This is a genomic window from Polaromonas sp. P1_F8, assembly GCF_056405635.1.
In genome coordinates, this window is the sequence record NZ_JBFUBS010000004.1 from 248,144 (window position 1) to 269,275 (window position 21,132).

Below are 21,132 nucleotides of genomic sequence, written 5' to 3' on the forward strand. Positions count from 1 at the left end.
AGCCGTGCCGCCGCTGCGACTCAAGCATCCACAAGGTTCTTTTCACCGGTTCAGGCTTATGCACACTACCCTTATTGATCTGTTGCTGGAATACGAGGTCACTCATCCTGCCCATTTCCTGTTTCACATCGAGGCGGCTTTTCACGAAGGCCACCATGTTGTGGAAGAGCGGCTGACCATCACGCCCAGCATGAAGGTGCGGAACTTTTCGGATGAGCGCAGCGGCAACCGCTTTATCCGCCTGGATGCTCCCAAGGGCGTACTTTCGGTGAACTACCATGCGCGCGTGGAGCTGCACCCGGCCCCGGTGCCGCTGCACCTGGACGAAACCCCCGTGACGGCGGTGCCGGACGAAGTGCTGCGCTACCTGATGCCCAGCCGCTATTGCGAATCCGACGTCATGAGCCGGGCCGCGCAGCAGCTGTTTGGCCACTTGCCGCCGGGCATTGGCAGGGTGCGTGCCATCGAGGCCTGGATTCACGACTCGATTGGCTACCTGCCGGGTTTCAGCAATTCCACGACGACCGCGCAGGAGGTGTTTGTGCAGCGCGCGGGTGTCTGCCGCGACTTTGCACACCTGGGCATCACGCTGTGCCGGGCCTTGAACATTCCCGCGCGGCTGGTGGTGGGGTATGTGCACTTTGACGAGCCGCCGGAAGATTTCCATGCCGTGTTTGAAGCCTGGCTGGAAGGGCGATGGGTGATCTTCGACCCGACCCGCATGGCGCCTATCGACCGCCTGGTGCGCGTGGGCACAGGCCGCGACGCCAAGGACGTGGCTTTTGCCACCATTTTTGGCGGTGTGCAGATGCTGCGCAAGGAACTTTCGATCACCGAGGGGGACATCCTGCCCGGCGTTTCAACGGGGGTGCATTCGCCCGCGCTGACCGTGGTCACGGTTTAGCCCGCAGGCGCCGCTATGGCTGCCGCGTTGCGGCGCTTCAGCACCAGCAGCCCGAACAGCGTGGCCGTGATGTACATGCTGAAGGAGTAAATCGCCGCCGGCAGGGCCAGCTGGAAGTTGTTCAGCACGGCCAGCGCAATGAAGATGGCCAGCGTTGCGTTGTGAATGCCGATCTCATAGCTGATGGCGGTCGAGATGGGTTTGTCCAGGCCCGTGGCCCGCGAGACGTAGTAACCGGCCAGCAGGCTCACGAGGTTGAAGGCCAATACCGCCGGGCCGATCGCGGCGAAGGTGGCGGTGAGTGACTGCCACTCCTTGACGACCGCGCCTATGGCCACCACGGCCAGCACGATGATGCTGAAGACCTTGGTCGGGTTTTCGCTGCGCGCGGCCCAGGCGGGTTTGCGCGTGCGCAGCCACATGCCAATGGCCACCGGCACCAGCACGATGACGATCACCTCCACCACCTTGCCGAACTGCAGCGGCACGACCTGGCCTGTTTTGGCGAAGGTGTCGATCGCCCAGTTCGCGATCACCGGCATGGTGATGATGGACAGCAGCGTGTTGATGGCGGTCAGCGAGATGTTCATGGCCACGTTGCCGCCGAAGAGGTGGCTGAACAGGTTGGCCGAAATACCGCCGGGCGAGGCGGCCAGCAGCATCAGCCCCACCGCAAAGAGCGGCGGCACATTCAGCAGCACGATGATGGCGTAGCAGGCAACGGGCAGCACAATGACCTGCAGCACCAGTGCCACCGCCACGGCCTTGGGGTATTTGAGCAGGCGGGTGAAGTCCTCGACCTTCAGGGTCATGCCCAGGCCGAGCATGACCAGCGCGAGTGCCGCGATCAGCAGCTGCGCGACGACAGGTGAGCCGCCGCTCATGACTTGTAGCTTTCGTCAAGTTTGTCGAGCTTGCGGATCAACGAAGGCCAGACAAAAGCACCACCCAGGCCACCGGTCTGCACGCGCATGGCCTCGGCCACACCCTTGACGATCAACGGGTTGACTTCGGTGAGTTCGCCACCGGCCTGCGCGTCGAGCTGGATGCGGCAGGTGTTCTCGAAGGTGTACATGCTGAGGAAAGCGTCGGCAATCGTCTTGCCCACTACAAGCAGGCCGTGGTTGCGCAGCATCAGGAAGTTGGCGTTGCCCAGGTCGGCCTGCAGACGCGGCTTTTCATCGTCGCGGAAGGCCACGCCTTCGTACGCGTGGTACGCCAGCGACGCCAGCACGAAGGTGGACTGTTGGCTGATGGGCAGCACGCCGCACTTCTGCGCGCTCACGGCCACGCCGGCGCGCGTGTGGGTGTGCAGCACGCAACCGGCATCGGCGCGCGCTTCATGCACGGCGCTGTGAATCACAAAGCCGGCCGGGTTCACCGGGAAGGGCGTATCAATCACCTTGTTGCACTGGCCGTCGACCTTGACCAGGCTGGACGCCGTGATCTCGTCGAACATCAGGCCGTAGGGGTTGATCAGGAAGTGGTGATTGCCGGCGCCGGAAATGGTCTCAGGCAGCTTGGCGCTGATGTGGGTGAAGACGAGGTCGCTCCAGCCGTAGAGGGCGACGAGGCGGTAGCAGGCGGCGAGGTCGCAGCGCAATTGCCATTCTTCGGCGCTGACGACTTCCTTGAGGGAGGGGATGTGCATGGGGTTTGTCTCCGTGGTTGGTATGAATAAAGGTGCTCTGCGGCACGAACTGCCCACGATACGTGGGTGCTTGACGGGGAACTGTCAAAAATTTGACAATTGGTCGTATGCCTGTCGTTCCGAAGACACCTTCGCCTCTTTCACCGCTCTCACCGCCATCCTTGCTTGCCCGCATGTCGGCCAACCCGTGGTTCGGTGCGCTGCCGGCGGCGGACCGCCAGGCGCTGCTGGCGTCGTCCGAGGTGCTGCGCCTGCGGCCCGGCGAAATGCTGTTTCGCCAGGGCGATGCGCCCGGCGGCTTTTATGGCTTGCTCGGTGGCCTGCTGAAGATCTCCTCGCTGCGTGAGGACGGGCGCGAGGCGATTCTGGTGGTGCTGGAAGCGGGCAACTGGATCGGCGAGATTTCGTTGATGGATGGCGAGCCGCGCACGCACGATGCCACGGCCCTGTCGGCCGTGGAGGTGCTGGTGGTGCCGCAGGCCGCCTTTGCGGTGCTGATGCAGGGCGCGCCGTTTGCGCGGGCCATTGCCGGCTTGCTGGCGGCGCGCGTGCGTTCGCTCTACGGCATGGTGGAAGATGCCGCCTTGCGTTCGACCCGCGCCCGTGTGGCGCGCCGCCTGCTGTTGCTGGCGCGGGGCGATGCCACGATGGCATTGAAGGCGCGGCCGGTGGTGCGGGTTTCGCAGGAGGCGCTGGCCATGATGCTGGGCATCAGCCGGCAAACCTTGTCGGTGGAACTCAAGGTGATGGTGCAACGTGGCGCCATCGCGCTCGGTTACCGCTGCATTGAAATCGTTTCGCCCTCGCGGCTGGAGGCGCTCGGCAACGTATCGCCTTGATGCGAATGGCCGGTGTTCAGGCGCCGGGCCGCGTGGCGTTTTCCAGTTGCGTGAGCCACACCATGGCCGCGCCTGCGCTGGCGCCGCACATATCGGCTGAAGGCATGAGTTGCCCGCACACGGCCGGCCTGCCGGGCCGGCCAAAAATGAGGCAGCGCTGCTGATCGTCCAGCTGCACGCAGCGCACACCCGCCGGCTTGCCCTGGGGCATGCCGGGAATGGCGGAGCTGATGGAGGGTGCGGTGCAACAGGCGCCGCAGCCAGGACGGCAGTTCATGGTTGGAGATTTGCTATGAAAAATATAGCTGCAAGTGAATGACCAGTGCGGGCTAGAGCCCAATTTCTCTTAAGAAAAAGTTTGAAGAAGCCCCCGAGGCCACTTGCGATTACCTCAGACCCGCCACATCGCCACCGCCTGTTTGGCAAACTCCTTGGACCGGTCTTCGACTTGCTTGAATTTGAACTGGCCAAGATCGACAAGATCCTTGGTCAATTGGATGTTGGACTTGGTGTACTCCTTGCGCTTGGCCAGGAACGGGTTATTCGAGGCGACCACGTTTAGCTCGTCGGCCAGCAAGGTCATGTTGCCGATGCGGTGCAGCATCTTGCCGTGCTTGGCCTTCCAGCCTTCACCCAAGTAGCTTGGCCAATCACCGAAGTCCTTCTTGGTGCTGGGCTTGTCTGCGGCACTTGGGATGATGTGCTCAAGCTCCAATTCGTCCGGGTCAGCAAGGTAGTACTCGTTCTTGTGTCCGATGAGCCGGTACTCGAACATCTCTAGCGCATAGCGGGCGCGGTTGATAACGGCAGGTACAAAGGGGAACGAAGCGAAAGAAGATTCGAACTCCTCATCATCCGGCGTATGCTCCCTCAGAATCGCCAGTACGGCTTTCTCGTAGCCTTCATCGGCGATGCCCGTCAGGCCCGCAAAGATGGTCTCTAACTCGTTGGAGCGCTTCTCGCAGATGTGTCGGCGCATCATGAAGGCTTCTAAGGCCTTCAGCAATCTGACCTGAGCCTTCTCGTCCAAATCTTGCCGCCCGAACATGTCGAGCAGCCAAGTGAAGGTCTGAAACGCCTTGATACGCCACAGGTTCTCGATATGCCGATTCACTTTGGTAGATTTGGTCGAGCACCGTAGCAGTTCAGCGTACAGCTCGGCGGACTGCCGGAGCGCCTTGGCAAACGCAGTGAGCTTGACTTTCTTGATCTTGTTGGATGCTTCAGCGGCCTGGTCCTCCTCACCTGTGATGGCAACATCCTCGGCGTCTTCCTCGTCCTCATCATCCTTGATGGCGGACGACTGGAACTCGGTCATACTCTCGGCTTCTTGCACATGACGCAGGTAGTAGGCTTTGAAGTCGGCAACCAGTTTGGTCTTAGTAACCTTGCGATGCAGCTTGCCCGCCAGCCACTGACGGAAGAAATCATCACCGTCCAGCCCGTCTAGTGCCACGATCAACTTGCGCCAGTCGTCCTTCACTTTGTCCAGCGTGCCAGCGGGCAACGACGATGCATGCCCCAGCAGGAAGTTCTTGATGATGTCCGTGGGTTTCAGTCGCAAGCCCCGGTTATTGATCGTCTCGAACAGTTTGTAGGCATCCTTGGCTTCACCAACATCGAGCCGAATGATCGAAGCATTGTTCAAAAGCTTGTGAAAGAACGTAGTCAGCTCATCCACTGAAAGCCGGCCTACCCATTCTGTGAAGTTCTCATGAGCACCTGATAGGCAAGCGTTCTCAACTTCCGAGATGTCGCCGTCATCCATAATGCGGACGTAGTCGCCATGGTCCAGCTCCCCGAGCTGCAGCTTCGGCAGTACCTGCCCGTCCACACCCTCACATTGCAACAGCTCCGCGATCTTCTGAGCGTTTTTTTCTTTATTTTCCTGTTCAAACCGACGTGCCAGTACCCGCATGAGGATGGTGATAGTCGTGACACGTTGCTGGCCATCCACCAGTTCGAGTTGGTTGATGCCGGGCTTATGGGTATCGGAGAGGAACAGTACTGTGCCCAACAGGTGGGTGTCGCCTGAGGCAAGCAGCCGAAGGTCATCAAACAACTCGAGCTGCTGGCGCTGACCCCAAGCATAGCGGCGTTGGTAGGCGGGAATCAGGAACTGCTCGTTGCCAACTGAAAAGAACTGCTGAAGCTTAAGCGTGGTCGGAGTGATTTTCATGGCGGTCGAGGTTCTGTGTAAGGCCTCAATGCTGTTGGGGGCATGCCGCATATTACGCGGCAAATCGAATGAGCCGCTCCCCGCCACGCCCGGCGCGTTAATCAGGCTTGATCTTTGCCCGTGCCGCCACTTCCTTCCAGCGCACCTGCTCGGTCTTGATGAACGCGCCGTACTGGGCCGGGGTGTCGCCGATCGGCTGGGCGGTGTCGCCGCGCAGGCGTTCGGTGGCCTGCGGGTTGCGCATGGCTTTGTTGCAGGCCTCGGCGATGCGGTCGATGTTGGCCTGCGGCATGTTGGCCGGCGCATTGAGGCCGTACCACTGCGTCATTTCAAAACCGGGGTAGCCGCTTTCCGCCACAGTGGGGACGTCGGGCAGCTGGGGCAGGCGCTCCTTGGTGCCGGTGGCAATGCAGCGCAGCTTGCCCGACTTGATGTGCGCCAGGATGGCCGGCGCGCCCACGCTTGCTGCTTCGAGCCGTCCGGCCAGCAGGTCGGTCAGCTGCGGGCCGGTGCCGCGGTAGGGCACGTGCAGCACAAAAATGCCGGTGGCCATCTTCAGGTATTCAAACGCCAGGTGGCCGGCACTGCCGTTGCCGGCCGAGCCGTAGTTGAGCTGGCCGGGCTTGGCCTTGGCCAGTGCGATGAATTCCTTCAGGTTGTTGGCAGGCACGCTGGAATTGACCACATACAGGCTGGGCACTTTGGCCAGCAGCGAGATCGGCTTGAAGTCCTTGTTGGTGTCGAAGGGCAGCTTGTCAAAGATAAAGGGGTTGACCGCCATGGTGCCGATGTGGCCCAGGATGATGGTGTGGCCGTCGGTGGAGGCTGCGCATTCCTGCATCGCGATGTTGCCGCTGGCGCCGGGCTTGTTTTCCACAAACACGGTTTGGCCCAGGCTCTTGGTGAGTTCGTTGGCGGCCGAGCGTGCGACGATTTCCGAGCTGCCGCCGGGCGCGAAGGGCACCAGCAGGCGTATCGGCTTGTTGGGCCAGGTGCTTTGTGCATGCGCGCTGCCAAGAAGAAGGCCGGGGAAGGCGGATACAGCGGCTGCGGCGCCGCCGGCCTTGAGGCCGAACTGCAATGCGCCGCGGCGCGTGTTGAGGTGTTTCATCTGATGTGTCTCCATGTTGTTGCCGCCGTCGTTTTCATCGCCAGCGTGTCGGTCCAATATAGGACCGTACGTGAGGTGCGGCGCTACGTGATTCCGCTAATGAGGCTAACCCCCATGCGCTAGATGAAGGATGCGTCGAAACGTTCGCGCGCGGCCTTCAGGTTCTGGTGGTTGCGCTCGGCCCAGTTGTCCAGCGGGATCAAGGTTTCGCTGAGGGACTGGCCCAGCGCGCTGAGCTGGTATTCCACATGCGGCGGCACGGTCTGGTGGTCAAGGCGCAGCACCAGACCATTGCGCACCAGCTCCTTGAGCGTTTGCGTCAGCATCTTTTGCGAGATGCCTTCGATCTTGCGCATCAGCTCGTTGTTGCGCACCGGGCCATCGGCCAGCGCCGGGATGACCAGCAAGGCCCACTTGCTGGCCACCAGCTCCAGCGCCTGCCGCGAGGGGCAGGCCTGGCTAAACACATTTGAAGCGTCGGTGGGTGGGTCGCCGGGAATTGTCATGGTTACCAGAAGGTGCGTACTTGCCTATGGGTAATCGTAAACCTAAGCTGGAGGCGCATCAATCCTTAACCCTCTTTAACCCTGTTATTCCAAAGAAAGACTCCCGATGGCCTGGCTCTATTTACTCGCCGCAAGCATTGTCGAAATCGCAATGGCCTTGTTCCTGAAATCTTCCGAAGGCTGGACGCGCCTGTGGCCCAGCGTGCTGGGGGTGGCCGCGGCCGGCGCCAGCATTTTCTTTTTGACGCATGCCGTCAAGACCTTGCCGGTGGGCACGGCCTACGCGATCTGGACGGGCATAGGTTCGGTCGGCGTGACGCTGATCGGCATTCTCTGGATGGGCGAAAGCGCCTCGGCACTGCGCCTGACCTGCGTGGCGCTGGTCGTGGCCGGCATGGTGGGCCTGCGCTTGCTGGACGGCGCTGTTTGATCAACCCATCCCAAGGAGAAACGCATGACCCATCTGGTTTATATCGAAGCCTCGCCGATGCAGGCGGCATCCACTTCAACTTCCGTCGCCACCGCCTGGCTGGACGCCTATCGCCGGGCGCATCCAGAGAGCACCGTGGACACGATCAATGTCTGGGACATCGACCTGCCGCCTTTTGACGCCGACATGATCGCCGCAAAGTTTGCCGTGCTGCGCGCGCAGAATGCGACGGCGCAGCAGCAGGCGTTGTGGGCGCGTGCGGTCGCGGTGTCGCAGCGCTTCAATGCGGCGGATCAAGTTCTCTTCAGCCTGCCGATGTGGAATTTCGGCATTCCTTATCGGCTCAAGCATTTCATCGATGTGGTGACCCTGCCGGGGCAGAACTGGAGCTGGTCAAGAGAGGCCGGTTATAAGGCGCTGCTGCCAGGCAAGAGTGCGACGCTGGTGTATTCAAGCGCAGGCGCGTATCTGCTGCGGCCCGAGGAAGATGAATCCGATTTCCAGAAACCATACATGCGGCGCTGGCTGCGTTTCCTGGACATTGCGGTGACGGCGGAAATCAGCGCCGCACCGACGCTGGTGCCGCCCGAAGAACTGGCGGCGACCAGGGCCGGTGCGATGGAACGCGCCCGCACCTTGGCCTCAACCCGTTAAGTTATGTTGCCAGCCGGGCGCTGGCAAACAGCACCTGGTCGATCACCGCCTGCACATTTTTGAGGTGCGCATCATCGAGCAGCTTGCCGTCCGCGTCAAAAGCGGTGCCGGCGCGGCCCAGGGCAAAAGCCTTGGGCGCGACCCAGCACTGCGCGTTGAGCAGCAGCGGCACCAGATGGCTTTGCGAACGCAGGCCGCCCAGCGCACCGGGCGAGGCGCTGAGCACGCCCACCACTTTGCCGGTGAAAGACTTGAAGCCTTCGTGCCAGGCCGGGTCGCTCTTGACGGGGCTGGAGACCCAGTCGATGGTGTTCTTGAGCAGCGCGGTGTAGCTGCCGTTGTACTCGGGTGAGCAGATGATCCAGGCCGGGTGTTCAAACATCAACTGCTTGAGTTTCATCACGTCGGGCGGCGTGCCCTGCGCCTCCAGGTCGGCGTTGTACATCGGGATGTCGAAATCAGCCAGCTCGATGTGGGTGACTTCGGCGCCGCTGGCGCGCGCCAGTGCGGCGGTCACCTGGGCGAGTTTGCGGTTGAAGGAGTTTTGGCGAATGCTGCCAGCAAAGACGAGTAGTTTCATGCCCGCTATTGTGGCCGCTGGCGGCCGGCTTTTGGCGTGACTCCCGCGCACAACAGCCGTCTTGCACGGACTTTGACGCTCCAGCCTAATAAGGACGGGCGCCAGCAGCTATTGAATTGATAGCAAATCCCCGGGGCCACGCAAGGCCATGCCCCCGGACAGGCCGCACAAATAAGGCCTCGCCTGATAAAATCATGCCTTCGTCCTGTGGGGACCGATGGGCCAGGGCACCTGCACGGCGCATGTGTGTGTTGCCGCGCCGCCGTGCGGCTGCGGCAAGCCTGGCCACCATCGACACCGGACCGCTCCATGGCATGCAGGCGCCCCAGCCTGAAAGCCGCTTTACCCGAAGGAGGCGTGATGCACTCGCCTTATGTTTACCCGCAAGAATTTGACGTGATCGTGGTCGGTGGCGGCCATGCCGGCACCGAGGCCGCGCTGGCTTCCGCACGCATGGGCTGCAAGACTTTGCTGCTGACCCACAACATCGAGACCCTGGGCCAGATGAGCTGCAACCCCTCCATCGGCGGGATCGGCAAGGGCCACCTGGTCAAAGAGGTGGACGCCATGGGCGGGGCGATGGCACTGGCCACCGACGAAGGCGGAATTCAATTCCGCATCCTGAACAGCTCCAAGGGCCCGGCCGTGCGCGCCACCCGCGCGCAAGCCGACCGCATTCTGTACAAGGCGGCGATCCGCCGCAAGCTTGAAAACCAGCCCAACCTGTGGCTGTTCCAGCAGGCGGTCGACGACCTGATGGTCGAGGGCGACCGGGTTGTCGGGGCGGTGACGCAGGTCGGCATTCGCTTTCGTTCGCGCACCGTGGTGCTGACGGCCGGCACTTTCCTGGACGGCAAGATCCATGTTGGGCTCAATAACTATTCGGCAGGGCGGGCAGGCGATCCGCCGGCCGTGTCCCTTTCGGCCCGGCTCAAGGAACTCAAGCTGCCGCAGGGCCGGCTCAAAACCGGTACGCCCCCGCGCATCGACGGCCGCACCATCGACTTCAGCAAATGCACCGAACAACCCGGCGACGGCATGCCGGGCGGCACGGAAGGCCCTGTGCCGGTGTTCAGTTTTATGGGCGGCGCGATTGCCCATCCGCGGCAGATGCCGTGCTGGATCACCCACACCAACGAGCGCACCCACGAGATCATCCGCTCCGGTTTTGACCGCAGCCCCATGTTCACCGGCAAGATCGATGGCGTCGGTCCGCGCTATTGCCCGAGCGTGGAAGACAAGATCAACCGCTTCGCCGACAAGGACAGTCACCAGATTTTCCTGGAGCCGGAAGGCCTGACCACCCACGAGATATACCCCAACGGCATCTCGACCAGCCTGCCTTTTGACATCCAGTACGACTTGGTCCGCTCCATGGCGGGGATGGAAAACGCCCATATCCTGCGGCCTGGCTACGCCATCGAGTACGACTACTTTGATCCGCGGGCGCTGAAATCCAGCTTTGAAACCCGGGCGATTGGCGGCCTGTTCTTTGCCGGCCAGATCAACGGCACCACCGGCTACGAAGAGGCGGCGGCCCAGGGCATGTTCGCTGGTATCAACGCTGCGCTGCAATGCCAGGAGAAAGAAGCCTGGTTGCCGCGGCGCGACGAAGCCTATCTGGGTGTGCTGGTTGACGACCTGATCACCAAAGGCGTGACCGAGCCTTACCGCATGTTCACCAGCCGGGCCGAGTTCCGCCTGATGCTGCGCGAGGACAACGCCGACATGCGCCTGACCGAAAAGGGCCGCGAACTGGGTCTGGTAGACGACGCTCGGTGGGATGCCTTCAACCGCAAGCGCGACACTGTTTCACGTGAAACAGCCCGGCTTCGGGCGATCTGGGTCAACCCGAACAACCTGCCCGTGGCTGAAGCCGAGCGGGTTCTGGGTAAGTCCATCGAGCGGGAGTACAACCTGCTGGATTTGCTGCGCCGCCCGGATGTGAACTACGCCGGACTGATGTCGCTGGAGGAGGGCAAGTACGCCAACCCCGAACTGGCAGCCGAAGCAGCGGCCAGCGACGACATGGCCAAAGGCGTGATCGAACAGATCGAGATCACGGCCAAGTACGCCGGGTATATCGACCTGCAAAAGACTGAAGTCGAGCGGGCCGCGCACTACGAAAACCTCAAACTGCCGATGGATCTGGATTACCTGCAGGTGCCCGCCCTGAGCTTTGAGGCGCGCCAGACCCTGGCCAAACACCGGCCTGAAACCCTGGGTCTGGCCTCCCGGATTTCCGGCATCACGCCCGCCACCATTTCCCTGCTACTGGTGCACTTGAAGAAAAACCTCTGGAAAAACACGGTTCCACTTCAGGCGGCCGATGCTTCCACCGAAAAAGCCCAAGCCTGATGCGGGGCGGTGAACAGGAATTACGCGCCGGCCTCAAGGCGCTGCAGCTGGATTTGGGCGACGCGCAGATCGACCAGTTGCTGGATTACCAGGACCTGATCGGCAAATGGACCAAGGTGTACAACCTGACCGCCGTGCGCGATCCGGCAGAAATGATGACGCACCATCTGCTGGACAGTCTGGCAGCCATCCTTCCGCTGCGGCAGCATCTGGAAAAAGCCGGGCTGGGGCAGGGCGCCAAATTGCTGGATGTGGGTTCAGGCGCCGGTCTTCCCGGCGTAGTCATCGCGATCTGCTGCCCCAATGTGGCGGTGACTTGCGTGGATACGGTGGCCAAAAAAGCCGCGTTTATCAAGCAGGCGGCGCTGGCTCTGAAGCTACCCAACCTCTCCGGCCTGCACGCCCGGGTCGAAACCATCACCACCTCTTTTGACGTGATTTGCTCCCGGGCCTTTGCTTCGCTGGTCGATTTCACCAATTGGTCGGTGGGTGCGCTGGCGCCGCAAGGTGCCTGGATGGCCATGAAGGGCAAACACCCGGCCGACGAAATTGCCGCCCTGCCAGCCGGCGCTGAAGTGTTTCACGTGGAACAACTGCAGGTTCCGGGACTGGATGCCGAGCGCTGCATTGTCTGGATGCGGGCGAAAGCCGGTGCTGCTCCCGTCTGATTCCCGCTGAGCCCGTTGTTCGGGCACAAAAAGAAACCTCTGCGGACACCAAATCAGCCTTGATCTGGCTGGTTTGGCGTTTCGACTGCACACCCCTGTCGTAAACTCGGTTCCTTCCCTCTCTACTTCTGGAGAACCTCCATGTTGGGCTCATTCGTCGCTACTACTGGTGTGGCCGACTACGGCGCCTTTGTCGTCGCCATCATTGTCTTTTTGCTGATTCCCGGTCCTGGCAACCTGGCGCTGATCACCTCGACCAGCAAAGGCGGTATCGCGGGCGGCCTGGGTGCGACTTTCGGCGTGATCGCCGGCGACCAGGTTTTGCTCTGGGCGGCGGTGGCCGGGGTGTCGGCCATCATGGCGGCCTACCCGACGGCTTTTCATATCGTCCAGTGGGCGGGTGCCATTTACCTGGCCTGGCTGGGGATCAAGATGTTGATGGCGAAGCCCGGTGACGCGCCCTTGCTCAATATCAAGCCGCGCCACTACTTTCAGCAGGCCACGCTGATCACCTTGCTGAACCCCAAGGCCATCGTGTTTTATATGGCTTTCTTCCCGCTGTTTGTCGACCCGGCCCTGCACCAGGGGCTGAAGACTTTCGCCGTGATGGCGGCCACGATTGCGGGCCTGACTTTCCTGTATGGCCTGACCTCGGTCATGATCACCTACCACCTGGCTGAGCGCATACGCGCCAACCCGAAAATCACGGCGGCCCTCAACAAGCTGGCCGGCGTTTTCCTGATCGGCTTCGGCCTCAAGCTCGCTGTCTCCAAATAAGCCGCCGTCGCATTTCGCATCCTCTCTCGAACAAAAACTAAAAGTACACATGGCCAAAATATTCTGCGTAGCCAACCAAAAGGGTGGGGTAGGGAAGACGACAACGACGGTGAACCTGGCTGCAGGCCTGGCCAAAGTCGGCCAGCGTGTGCTGATGATCGACCTGGATCCACAGGGCAATGCCACCATGGGTTCAGGCGTCGACAAACGCAAGCTGGAAATGACGGTGTACGACGTGCTGCTGGAATCGGCTTCGGTGGCCGAGGCACGCGTGCACAGTGAAAAGTGCGGCTACGACGTGCTGGGCGCGAATCGCGAGCTGGCGGGCGCAGAGGTCGAGCTGGTCGATGTCGAACGCCGCGAAAAGCGCCTCAAGCTCGCGCTGGCCGAAGTCGACAGCCAGTACGACTTCGTGCTGATCGACTGCCCGCCGTCGCTCAGCATGCTGACGCTCAACGGCCTGTGCTGCGCGCACGGCGTGATCGTGCCCATGCAGTGTGAATACTTTGCGCTCGAAGGCCTGACCGACCTGGTCAACACCATCAAGCAGGTGCACGCCAACCTCAACAAGGACCTGCAGATCATCGGCCTCTTGCGCGTGATGTTCGATCCGCGCATCACGCTGCAGCAGCAGGTGAGCGATCAGCTCAAGGAACACTTTGCCGACAAGGTGTTCAACACCGTGATCCCGCGCAACGTGCGCCTGGCCGAAGCGCCCAGCTACGGCTTGCCGGGCGTGGTGTTTGACCCGGCCTCCAGGGGGGCGCAGGCTTTCGTCACCTTTGCCGAAGAAATGGTGGACCGCATCAAGGCGATGTGAACGGCGCAAGTGCTGTTCTATAAGCAAAAAATGCCTGCGAACCAATAAGAACGGGCGCAAGCCGCTATTAAAATTATAGCAAGCCGATTCTTCTTTTTCATGAAATCCGACAACGTCCTCATTCTTCCCGGCTGGAAAAACAGCGGCCCCGGTCATTGGCAAACGCTGTGGGAGGAGGCCGAAGGCTACACCCGCGTGGAGCAGCACAGCTGGATGCACCCACTGCGCGGCGACTGGACGGCGCGCCTGGAAGAGGTGCTGCTGTCCTGCGACGAACCTGCGGTGCTGGTGGCGCACAGCCTGGGCTGCATGCTGGTGGCGGCCTGGGCCAGCCACTCCAGGAACATTCACCGCGTCAAAGCCGCACTGCTGGTGGCCCCGCCCGACGTCGACCGCGAGGACGTGCGCGAGCTGCTGCCCAGCTGGTCGCCAGTGCCGCTGAACAAACTGCCGTTTGAGAGCGCGCTGTTTGCCAGCAGTGACGATCCTTTCTGCGCGATCCAGCGGGCGCGGCAATTCGCGGCCGCGTGGGGCTCCACCTTTGTGGACGCCGGACCTTGCGGGCACCTGAATGCCGAGAGCGGCCTGGGCGGCTGGCCCGAAGCGTACCTGCGGCTGCTGCAGCTCAAGGAGCTGACTTCACCGGCCATTGAACCTTCACCCGGCATCATCCCTGGCCCATGACCTTATTTTTTTACCAACGCCCGCGCGCGCGCTACGTGCAACTCGCCCTGATAGTGCTGGCGACATGGGCGAGTGCCTCTCTGCATGCCGAGCCCGATGAAGAGCTGCTCGGCAAGGCGCAGGCCTACCCGCTGGGCAACGCCAGCACCTGGTACAGCAATCCTTATCGCGTCGGTTCCTGGTCGGCCATGGACAAGGTGCCTGGTGTACGGGTCCGTGTGGTGGCGCACCCGGCCGAAGCCAGCCCGCTGCCGCGCGCGGCGAACCCGGCGGCCGTCGCCTACCGCTACAAGAACCTGGGCTACACGCTGGCCGACTACCTGGACCGCCAGCGCGCCACCGGCCTGCTGATTCTGAAAAACGGCGAGATCATCGCCGAGCACTACCGCTACGGCCGCAAGGACGACGCGCGCTTTTTGTCCTTCTCCATGGCCAAGAGCGTGACTTCGCTGCTGGTCGGCAAGGCGCTCTCGCTGGGGCTGATCGCTTCGCTCGACGACCCTGCCGACAAGTACGTCAAAGCGCTTGCCGGCACCCCTTACGGCGCCACCACGCTTCGCCAGTTGCTGCGCATGAGTTCGGGCCTGACCTTCACCGAGCGCTATGACGGCAAGGACGACATCGCGCGCCTGTCGCGCGCCGCCGCCGGCGCGCCGGGCGCAGGCATGCCGCTGGATGTGCTGAAGTCCATCACTGACCGGCATTCGCCGGCAGGTGAAAAATTCGTTTATGCCGGCTCCGAGACCGACGTGCTGGGCCGCGTGGTGGTGGCCGCCACCGGCAGGAACATGTCCGAGCTCACCACCGAGTGGCTGTGGAAGCCCATGGGCGCCGAACATGATGCCTTCTGGCGCATCTCCGCCGACGGGCAGGAGCAATCCTACGGCGCCTTCAACGCCACCCTGCGCGACTGGGCGCGGCTGGGCCAGTTGCTGGCCAATGACGGCCGCGCCATCGACAAGGCCACCGGCAAACCCGGCGCATCGCAGGTCTTGCCGCTGGACTACCTGCTGGACGCCACGGATCCGGCGCGCCAGCCGCCTGCGTTCAAGCCGCGCAAGGCCACGCCTTACTTTGGTTATGGCTACCAGTTCTGGCTCATGCCGCTGCGGGCACGCACTTTTGCCATGCAGGGCATCCATGGCCAGACGGTGTATGTGCAGCCGTCCACCGGCATTGTGATGGTGCTCACCTCGGTGTGGGAACAGGCCAGCGGCAAGCAGGATGCACAACCTTACGAAGAGCGCGACGCCCTCTGGCGCGGCGTGCTGCAATCTCTGGGCGGGGACCTCACGCCCGGCTCGCAATGACGAATTGAAAGAAAGATAAAACCCATGGTTACCAAAAAACCCAAGGGCCTCGGCCGCGGGCTCGAAGCACTGCTCGGCCCCAAGGTCAGCGAGACCGCCACCGATGCGGAGAACGCCAGCAGCACGGCCAACAGCCCGGGCCTGCCCGCGTCGCTGCGCCTCAGTGACATGGTCGCCGGCCAGTACCAGCCGCGCACCCGCATGGACGAAGGCGCGCTCTACGAGCTGGCCGAGTCCATCAAGGTGCAGGGCATCATGCAGCCCATCCTGGTCCGCCGGCTGACCAGCGGCGCCAACGACGGCAAGTACGAAATCATCGCCGGCGAGCGGCGCTTTCGCGCGGCCAGGCTGGCCGGACTGGACGAGGTGCCGGTGCTGGTGCGCGACGTGCCCGACGAGTCGGCCGCCGCGATGTCGCTGATCGAAAACATTCAGCGCGAAGACCTGAACCCGCTCGAAGAGGCCCACGGCCTGCAGCGCCTGGTCAAGGAATTCGGCCTCACGCACGAGCTCGCCGCGCAGGCCGTCGGCCGCTCGCGCAGCGCTGCGTCCAACCTGTTGCGCCTTTTGAACCTGGCCGATCCGGTGCAAACGATGCTGATGGCGGGCGACCTGGACATGGGCCACGCGCGTGCCTTGCTGGGCCTGGACCGCGCCGCGCAGATCACCGCGGCCAACCAGATCTCGGCCAAAAAAATGTCGGTGCGCGAGGCCGAAAGCCTGGTCAAAAAACTCAGCGCCGAGTTTTCACTGAAGCCGCAAAAGGCCACCAAGGAAAAGTCCCGCGACACCCGCCGTGTGGAGGAAGAACTCGCCGACCTGCTGATGGCCAATGTGGAAGTGCGCATCAAAAAGCAGGTCAAGCGCAACGGCCGGCGCGAAGACATGGGCGAGGTGGCCATCCAGTTCGCTTCGATGGACGAGCTCAACGGATTGATCGAGCGCTTGCGCGGCAACAAGTAGTCCGTTCAGGTTATTTTTCTTCGGGGAACCGGAGGATGTCGGTCGGAATGTGAACTAATTCACGCCTTTTGTGACTCTTACACGGCTTTCTCCAGAAAGCGGGTGACGGCTGGCGCTCACATGCTTATTGTTACTACATGTAATTATTTGTGTGTTTGCGTATGAATTACTTGGCGAATCGTTCTTTCCGCAGCGCTCACCTTGCCGGGGTCGGCGTCTCCACCTTCCCCGCCACAACGGACTGGATCAAGCCAGGCTGGCGAGAAGGGTTTGCCGGCCTTGGCGCCTGCGCCACCCTTGCCGTGGTGATGGCCCTGGCGTCTCAGGCCGCAAAGGCGCAGCAAACCATTGAGCGCGTCAAGCTCACGGACAACGACCTCAGCTGCCAGCAGATGTACGCCGAGGCGCAGCAGATGGACACCACCATGGCCCTGGCGGGCCCGGGCCTGCCGGTTGTCAGCGCAGCGCCCGCGGCCACTGCCACGCCCGTTGCCGTCGTGCCCGGTGGCGCGCTCACGCTGGCGCAAATGCATGCGCCGACCGCCGCGCTGGCCACGCAGCAGGGGCTTTCGGCCCAGTACCAGCAACAAATCGCCAACAACATGGCGGCGGCCCAGCAAAACGGGCGCAATTCCGCTGCACCATCGCCCGCGCAGCCCAGCGGCCTGGCCGGTGCGCTGGGCACAGGGATGTTGGGCTCCTTGCTGGCGCGCACCGGTGCCGCAGCTGCCGCACCCGCCACCGTACCGGCGCCAGTTCAGGCGGCTGGTGCTGGTCTGGGGGCCCAGGCCAGGGCGCGCAAAGACCACTTGACTGGTTTGTTCCTGTCCAGAGGCTGCAAGCTCTCGGAAATGCAGAAGTAGCCTCGAAATTTTTTTAACCCGCGTTTTTCCCTAACCTCCATCAACCTTACCCATTGCAGGACCGGTCATGAAACAACACTCCCTTGCCGCCGCGCTGGCGCTTTCCCTGGTGGCTGCCGCCGCATCTGCGCAAACCATCGAGCGCGTAAAGATGACGGACAACGACCTTACGTGCCAGCAGATTTACGGTGAGATCGGACAGATGGACAGCGTGGTCACGCGCGCCGCCCAGTACACCGCGGCGCCGGCCACCGCGGCCCCCGCAGATGCAGGTGGTCAGGTCGCCGGAGCGGTGGTGCAAACTGCGCTGGCCACCGCAGCGGCCAATGCGGCAGCGCAAAATGCCGGCGGCTTTGGCGGATTCGGCGGCGGCCTGGGCGGGATGTTTGGCGGCATCGTGCAGCAGCTGGCGGGCAATTCGGCCCAACAGGCTGCCAATAACGGCGTCGCCCAGCAGCAGGCCGCAACCGCGCAGCAACAGGCCATTGCCCTGCAGAGCCAGCAGGCGCAGGGCCGCAAGGAACATCTCACCGGCATGTTCCTCGCCAAGGGCTGCAAGATGAGCGACATCCAGAAATAATTGAGCCCCCACGGTCGCTCACTTCGTGTAGCTCCCGAGGCCTTGCAGGCCGCGGCTCGCGAGACGCTTCGCCTCTGTCGCCCGTCCAAGCCTGCGCAGGCAGGCTTGGAGCCGCGGGCTCCAGCCCCTCGGGGGCCGCCCGCCTGCGGCCCGGCAAAGCCGAAAACTGACACACCCCTATCGGGCTCACTGCGTGTAGCCCTTTTCCCCTTGCAGGGGACGGTGCCTGCGGCCCGGCAAAGCCGGTTCCGCGGCACCTGCTGGCTTGAAGAATTCGGTGGGTACGACCAGTGATGAAGGTATTTCACCAGTGGGGGCCGAGGGTCCGGCTTTGTCGGCCCAAGGCGCCGCCCCCTCGAGGGGGGAACGGGCTACACGAAGTGAGCCCGGACGGGGGTGGTTATAGATCGCACGGCTCGAACTGGTGAAGAGGGTCTTGGATCAACAGCCCGTTTTCAGCGGACTTTCACATCCACTGCAAACGCGCGGTAGAGTTCGCTTCACATCGAGAAAATCTTGCCCGGGTTCATGATGTTCTTCGGGTCGAGCGCGCGCTTGATGGTGCGCATCATGTTGACTGCGCCGTCACCGGCTTCGGTTACCAGAAAGTCCATCTTGTGCAGGCCCACGCCGTGCTCGCCGGTGCAGGTGCCTTCGAGCGCCAGCGCGCGGGTCACCAGCTTGTGGTTCAGCGCTTCGGCCACTTCGCGCTCCTTCGGAATCGTCGGGTCGATCAAATAGCCGAAGTGGAAGTTGCCGTCGCCGACATGGCCGACGAGGAAGTAGGGAATGCCGCTGGCATCGACTTCGGCCACGGACTCCAGCAGGCAGTCGGCCAGGCGGGAAATCGGCACGCAGGTATCGGTGGAAATCGCGCGGCAGCCGGGCCGCGACTGGATGGCCGCGAAGTAGGCGTTGTGACGGGCGGTCCAGAGGCGCGTGCGCTCTTCCGGCGTGCTGGCCCATTCAAACGCGTTGCCGCCGTGGCCGCTGGCGAGCTCCTGCACCAGCTCGGCCTGCTCTTTCACGCTGGCAGGTGAGCCGTGAAACTCCATCAGCAGCATGGGCTCTTCGCGCAGCGTGAGCTTGGAGTGCGCATTGACCATGCGCACCGTGTTGTGGTCGATCAGCTCGACGCGCGCAATCGGAACCCCCAGCTGGATGATCTCGATGGTGGTGCGCACGGCAGCTTCGATGCTCGGAAAGGAGCACACCGCAGCGGAGATGGCTTCAGGCAGGGGGTACAGCCTGACGGTGACTTCGGTGATCACGCCCAGCGTGCCTTCGCTGCCCACCATCAGGCGCGTGAGGTCGTAGCCCGCCGATGATTTCTTGGCGCGCGTGCCGGTGCGGATGACGCTGCCGTCTGCGGTGACGACTTCCAGTGCCAGCACGTTCTCGCGCATGGTGCCGTAGCGCACCGCATTCGTGCCGCTGGCGCGCGTGGCGCTCATGCCGCCCAGGGTCGCATCGGCGCCCGGGTCGATGGGGAAGAAGAGGCCGGTGCTCTTGACCTCTTCATTGAGCTGCTTGCGCGTGACGCCGGCCTGTACCGTGACCGTGAGATCTTCGGCATTGATGGACAGCACCTTGTTCATGCGGCTCACGTCGATGCTGATGCCGCCCTGCACGGCCAGCAGGTGGCCTTCAAGCGACGTGCCCACACCAAAGGGGATCACGGGCACATTGAACTGGGCGGCGAGCTTGACCGCATCGGCCACGTCCTGCGTGCTTTCGGCAAACACCACGGCCGACGGCGGCGGCGCCGCGAAGGAGGATTCGTCGCGGCCGTGCTGCTCGCGCACCACCAGGGCGGTGGAGCAACGCTCGGCAAAGCGGGCTTTCAGCGCGTCGATCAGTGCGGCAGGGGTTTCGCGCTGGCAGATTTCGGGAAGCAGGTGCGTGGGCAGGGGGGCGTTCATGGTGTCTCCGGGTCGGTGGCACAGTTTACGACGTGCGCGCCGTTTGCGCCAACGAGGCCGGAGGCCCAGCCATCACCGCTGGAGCGCCCGCATGAAGCGGGGGAGACAAAGCAGGCCGCCCCCTCAAGGGGCCATCAGAGACTGTCAGGAGCCGGTGGCCGCCTTGGTGAGCTCGGCCAGCGAGATAAAGGTGTCGTGGTTGGTATCGATCTGCTCGAAACGCTGTGCCACGGCCGGCAGGTGCTCTGCTTCCTGGCGATCAAGCTTGCCGTCCTTGTTGGTATCCGCACGGCCGAAAGCCGCCTCGACGTCCTTGCCGGTGGTGCGGTTTTGCGGTACGGCGCCCGGTGTGCCGGAAGGCGCCATCTGGGAAGGCGGGCTGGTGGGGCTTGCAGGTGAGGGCGGAGCGGTTTGGGCCCGCACGGCGCCAGCAGTGCCCATAGCCAGTGCCGCCACCAAAAGCACGCTGCGCAACTCGAAGCCGGGAATAGAATGTTTTGGATGCTGTGTTGCTGTCGTGTGCATGGTCATGCGAAGAGTCTTTCAAAGAGTGGACAAGCAGCCATTGCAACCCAGCCTGCCCGTTGCGGCCAGCAGTTTTGCAGGGTGTTTCCTCACTCACATGATGGTGTACGACGACACATTTTCTTGCCCGGCGTAACGCCGGGCTTCATGCACTTTCACCGCGCTTCATCGCGCCTTCACACCATGGCCAATAGACTCTCACAGATCGCAACGCGCACCGGCGATAACGGCACCACCGGCCTGGGCGACAACACGCGTGTGTCCAAGGACAGCCTGCGTGTGCATGCCATGGGCGATGTCGATGAATTGAACTCGCACATTGGTGTGTTGTTGTGCGAAGAGCTGCCCCCGGGCGTGCGCGAATTACTGGTGGAGGTGCAGCACCAGCTCTTCAACCTGGGCGGTGAACTCTCCATTCCCGGCTTTGAGCTGCTCAAGCCCGAAGCCGTAGCGCTGCTTGATGAAGCGCTGGCCGAACACAATGCAAAGCTGCCGCGCCTGGCGGAATTTATCTTGCCGGCGGGCTCGCGTGCCGCGTCGCTTGCGCATGTGTGCCGCACGGTGGCGCGCCGTGCCGAACGATCGGTGGTCGCGCTGGGTGCGGCCGAACCGGTCAAGGAATCGCCGCGCCACTACCTTAACCGCCTGAGCGATCTGCTCTTCGTTTTGTCGCGCGTACTCAACCGCATGAACGGCGGTGACGACGTGTACTGGAAGAGCGAACGCATGGCACAGGCCGCCGGTACGAAATAACAACAACGGCCTGCGCGGTGTTCTCCGCATGAACTGCAGCCATACCGGCCAGCCG

The 21,132-nt window shown here is 62.7% G+C and carries 23 protein-coding genes; 14 read left to right on the forward strand and 9 right to left on the reverse strand.

The genetic code is table 11. From position 1 onward, the window contains the following. Nucleotides 1–58: 58 nt before the first annotated feature. Complete coding sequence (locus AC1D1J_RS16075) at nucleotides 59–904, forward strand: transglutaminase-like domain-containing protein (RefSeq protein ID WP_457281857.1); 846 nt, start codon at nucleotides 59–61, stop codon at nucleotides 902–904. Here AC1D1J_RS16075 and AC1D1J_RS16080 read toward each other — a convergent pair. Next, nucleotides 901–1,788, reverse strand: coding sequence for a bile acid:sodium symporter family protein (locus AC1D1J_RS16080; protein ID WP_477695224.1), 888 nt, complete (start codon nucleotides 1,786–1,788; stop codon nucleotides 901–903). The two genes, AC1D1J_RS16075 and AC1D1J_RS16080, sit on opposite strands and share 4 nt — an antisense overlap. Then, nucleotides 1,785–2,555: a class II aldolase/adducin family protein gene (locus tag AC1D1J_RS16085; RefSeq protein ID WP_477687633.1), complete on the reverse strand. Its 771-nt coding sequence runs from the start codon at nucleotides 2,553–2,555 to the stop codon at nucleotides 1,785–1,787. Before AC1D1J_RS16085 ends, AC1D1J_RS16080 begins: the two co-directional genes overlap by 4 nt. Nucleotides 2,556–2,728: 173 nt before the next feature. Here AC1D1J_RS16085 and AC1D1J_RS16090 point away from each other — a divergent pair, with 173 nt between their 5' ends. After that, on the forward strand, nucleotides 2,729–3,394 hold the full coding sequence (locus AC1D1J_RS16090; RefSeq protein WP_477695369.1) for a Crp/Fnr family transcriptional regulator: 666 nt from the start codon (nucleotides 2,729–2,731) through the stop codon (nucleotides 3,392–3,394). 16 nt (nucleotides 3,395–3,410) lie between these two features. Here AC1D1J_RS16090 and AC1D1J_RS16095 read toward each other — a convergent pair whose 3' ends face one another. The 4 genes from AC1D1J_RS16095 to AC1D1J_RS16110 all read right to left on the reverse strand — a co-directional run bounded on the left by AC1D1J_RS16095 (nucleotide 3,411) and on the right by AC1D1J_RS16110 (nucleotide 7,190). Next, complete coding sequence (locus tag AC1D1J_RS16095) at nucleotides 3,411–3,671, reverse strand: YkgJ family cysteine cluster protein (protein ID WP_477687634.1); 261 nt, start codon at nucleotides 3,669–3,671, stop codon at nucleotides 3,411–3,413. A 114-nt stretch (nucleotides 3,672–3,785) separates the two neighbouring features. Next, complete coding sequence (locus tag AC1D1J_RS16100; RefSeq protein ID WP_477695225.1) at nucleotides 3,786–5,573, reverse strand: DUF262 domain-containing protein; 1,788 nt, start codon at nucleotides 5,571–5,573, stop codon at nucleotides 3,786–3,788. A 97-nt stretch (nucleotides 5,574–5,670) separates the two neighbouring features. Continuing rightward, nucleotides 5,671–6,684, reverse strand: a complete 1,014-nt coding sequence (locus AC1D1J_RS16105; protein WP_477687635.1) for a Bug family tripartite tricarboxylate transporter substrate binding protein — start codon at nucleotides 6,682–6,684, stop codon at nucleotides 5,671–5,673. 119 nt (nucleotides 6,685–6,803) lie between these two features. Next, nucleotides 6,804–7,190 (reverse strand): winged helix-turn-helix transcriptional regulator, encoded by a 387-nt coding sequence (locus AC1D1J_RS16110; protein WP_477687636.1) that lies wholly within the window; start codon nucleotides 7,188–7,190, stop codon nucleotides 6,804–6,806. Nucleotides 7,191–7,296: 106 nt separating this feature from the next. On the opposite strand from AC1D1J_RS16110, the gene AC1D1J_RS16115 reads away from it, so the two are divergent. Further along, entirely contained in the window at nucleotides 7,297–7,620 is a 324-nt protein-coding gene (locus AC1D1J_RS16115) for a DMT family transporter (RefSeq protein ID WP_477687637.1), read from the forward strand. A gap of 24 nt (nucleotides 7,621–7,644) precedes the next feature. Then, nucleotides 7,645–8,274 carry an FMN-dependent NADH-azoreductase gene (locus AC1D1J_RS16120; RefSeq protein WP_477695226.1) on the forward strand — a complete coding sequence of 210 codons (630 nt, stop codon included), beginning with the start codon at nucleotides 7,645–7,647 and terminating at the stop codon, nucleotides 8,272–8,274. 1 nt (nucleotide 8,275) lies between these two features. On the opposite strand, the gene AC1D1J_RS16125 is transcribed toward AC1D1J_RS16120, so the two are convergent. Then, a complete protein-coding gene (locus AC1D1J_RS16125; RefSeq protein ID WP_477695227.1) occupies nucleotides 8,276–8,854 on the reverse strand; it encodes an NADPH-dependent FMN reductase in 579 nt (192 codons plus the stop codon). Nucleotides 8,855–9,214: 360 nt separating this feature from the next. Between AC1D1J_RS16125 and mnmG the strand changes: the two genes are divergently transcribed. The 9 genes from mnmG (at nucleotide 9,215) to AC1D1J_RS16170 (ending at nucleotide 17,877) form a co-directional block, all read left to right on the forward strand. Further along, on the forward strand, nucleotides 9,215–11,212 hold the full coding sequence (mnmG, locus tag AC1D1J_RS16130; protein WP_477695228.1) for a tRNA uridine-5-carboxymethylaminomethyl(34) synthesis enzyme MnmG: 1,998 nt from the start codon (nucleotides 9,215–9,217) through the stop codon (nucleotides 11,210–11,212). After that, on the forward strand, nucleotides 11,212–11,880 hold the full coding sequence (gene rsmG, locus AC1D1J_RS16135; RefSeq protein ID WP_477687641.1) for a 16S rRNA (guanine(527)-N(7))-methyltransferase RsmG: 669 nt from the start codon (nucleotides 11,212–11,214) through the stop codon (nucleotides 11,878–11,880). Before mnmG ends, rsmG begins: the two co-directional genes overlap by 1 nt. A gap of 141 nt (nucleotides 11,881–12,021) precedes the next feature. Next, a complete protein-coding gene (locus AC1D1J_RS16140; protein WP_477687642.1) occupies nucleotides 12,022–12,657 on the forward strand; it encodes a LysE family transporter in 636 nt (211 codons plus the stop codon). 49 nt (nucleotides 12,658–12,706) lie between these two features. Next, nucleotides 12,707–13,477 (forward strand): ParA family protein, encoded by a 771-nt coding sequence (locus AC1D1J_RS16145; RefSeq protein ID WP_477675625.1) that lies wholly within the window; start codon nucleotides 12,707–12,709, stop codon nucleotides 13,475–13,477. A 99-nt stretch (nucleotides 13,478–13,576) separates the two neighbouring features. Continuing rightward, complete coding sequence (locus AC1D1J_RS16150) at nucleotides 13,577–14,161, forward strand: RBBP9/YdeN family alpha/beta hydrolase (protein WP_477695229.1); 585 nt, start codon at nucleotides 13,577–13,579, stop codon at nucleotides 14,159–14,161. Further along, nucleotides 14,158–15,471 carry a serine hydrolase domain-containing protein gene (locus tag AC1D1J_RS16155; RefSeq protein ID WP_477695230.1) on the forward strand — a complete coding sequence of 438 codons (1,314 nt, stop codon included), beginning with the start codon at nucleotides 14,158–14,160 and terminating at the stop codon, nucleotides 15,469–15,471. The genes AC1D1J_RS16150 and AC1D1J_RS16155 overlap by 4 nt, the downstream gene beginning before the upstream one ends. 24 nt (nucleotides 15,472–15,495) lie before the next feature. After that, nucleotides 15,496–16,434 (forward strand): ParB/RepB/Spo0J family partition protein, encoded by a 939-nt coding sequence (locus tag AC1D1J_RS16160; RefSeq protein WP_477687645.1) that lies wholly within the window; start codon nucleotides 15,496–15,498, stop codon nucleotides 16,432–16,434. 170 nt (nucleotides 16,435–16,604) lie between these two features. Next, entirely contained in the window at nucleotides 16,605–17,297 is a 693-nt protein-coding gene (locus AC1D1J_RS16165) for a hypothetical protein (RefSeq protein ID WP_477687646.1), read from the forward strand. 67 nt (nucleotides 17,298–17,364) lie between these two features. After that, nucleotides 17,365–17,877 carry a hypothetical protein gene (locus AC1D1J_RS16170; protein WP_477687647.1) on the forward strand — a complete coding sequence of 171 codons (513 nt, stop codon included), beginning with the start codon at nucleotides 17,365–17,367 and terminating at the stop codon, nucleotides 17,875–17,877. Between the two features lie 500 nt (nucleotides 17,878–18,377). On the opposite strand, the gene AC1D1J_RS16175 is transcribed toward AC1D1J_RS16170, so the two are convergent. Then, nucleotides 18,378–19,799 carry an FAD-binding oxidoreductase gene (locus AC1D1J_RS16175; protein WP_477695231.1) on the reverse strand — a complete coding sequence of 474 codons (1,422 nt, stop codon included), beginning with the start codon at nucleotides 19,797–19,799 and terminating at the stop codon, nucleotides 18,378–18,380. Nucleotides 19,800–19,943: 144 nt separating this feature from the next. Continuing rightward, nucleotides 19,944–20,330: an EF-hand domain-containing protein gene (locus AC1D1J_RS16180; protein ID WP_477687649.1), complete on the reverse strand. Its 387-nt coding sequence runs from the start codon at nucleotides 20,328–20,330 to the stop codon at nucleotides 19,944–19,946. 177 nt (nucleotides 20,331–20,507) lie between these two features. Here AC1D1J_RS16180 and AC1D1J_RS16185 point away from each other — a divergent pair, with 177 nt between their 5' ends. Then, on the forward strand, nucleotides 20,508–21,077 hold the full coding sequence (locus AC1D1J_RS16185) for a cob(I)yrinic acid a,c-diamide adenosyltransferase (RefSeq protein ID WP_477687650.1): 570 nt from the start codon (nucleotides 20,508–20,510) through the stop codon (nucleotides 21,075–21,077). The last annotated feature ends 55 nt before the right edge of the window (nucleotides 21,078–21,132 follow it).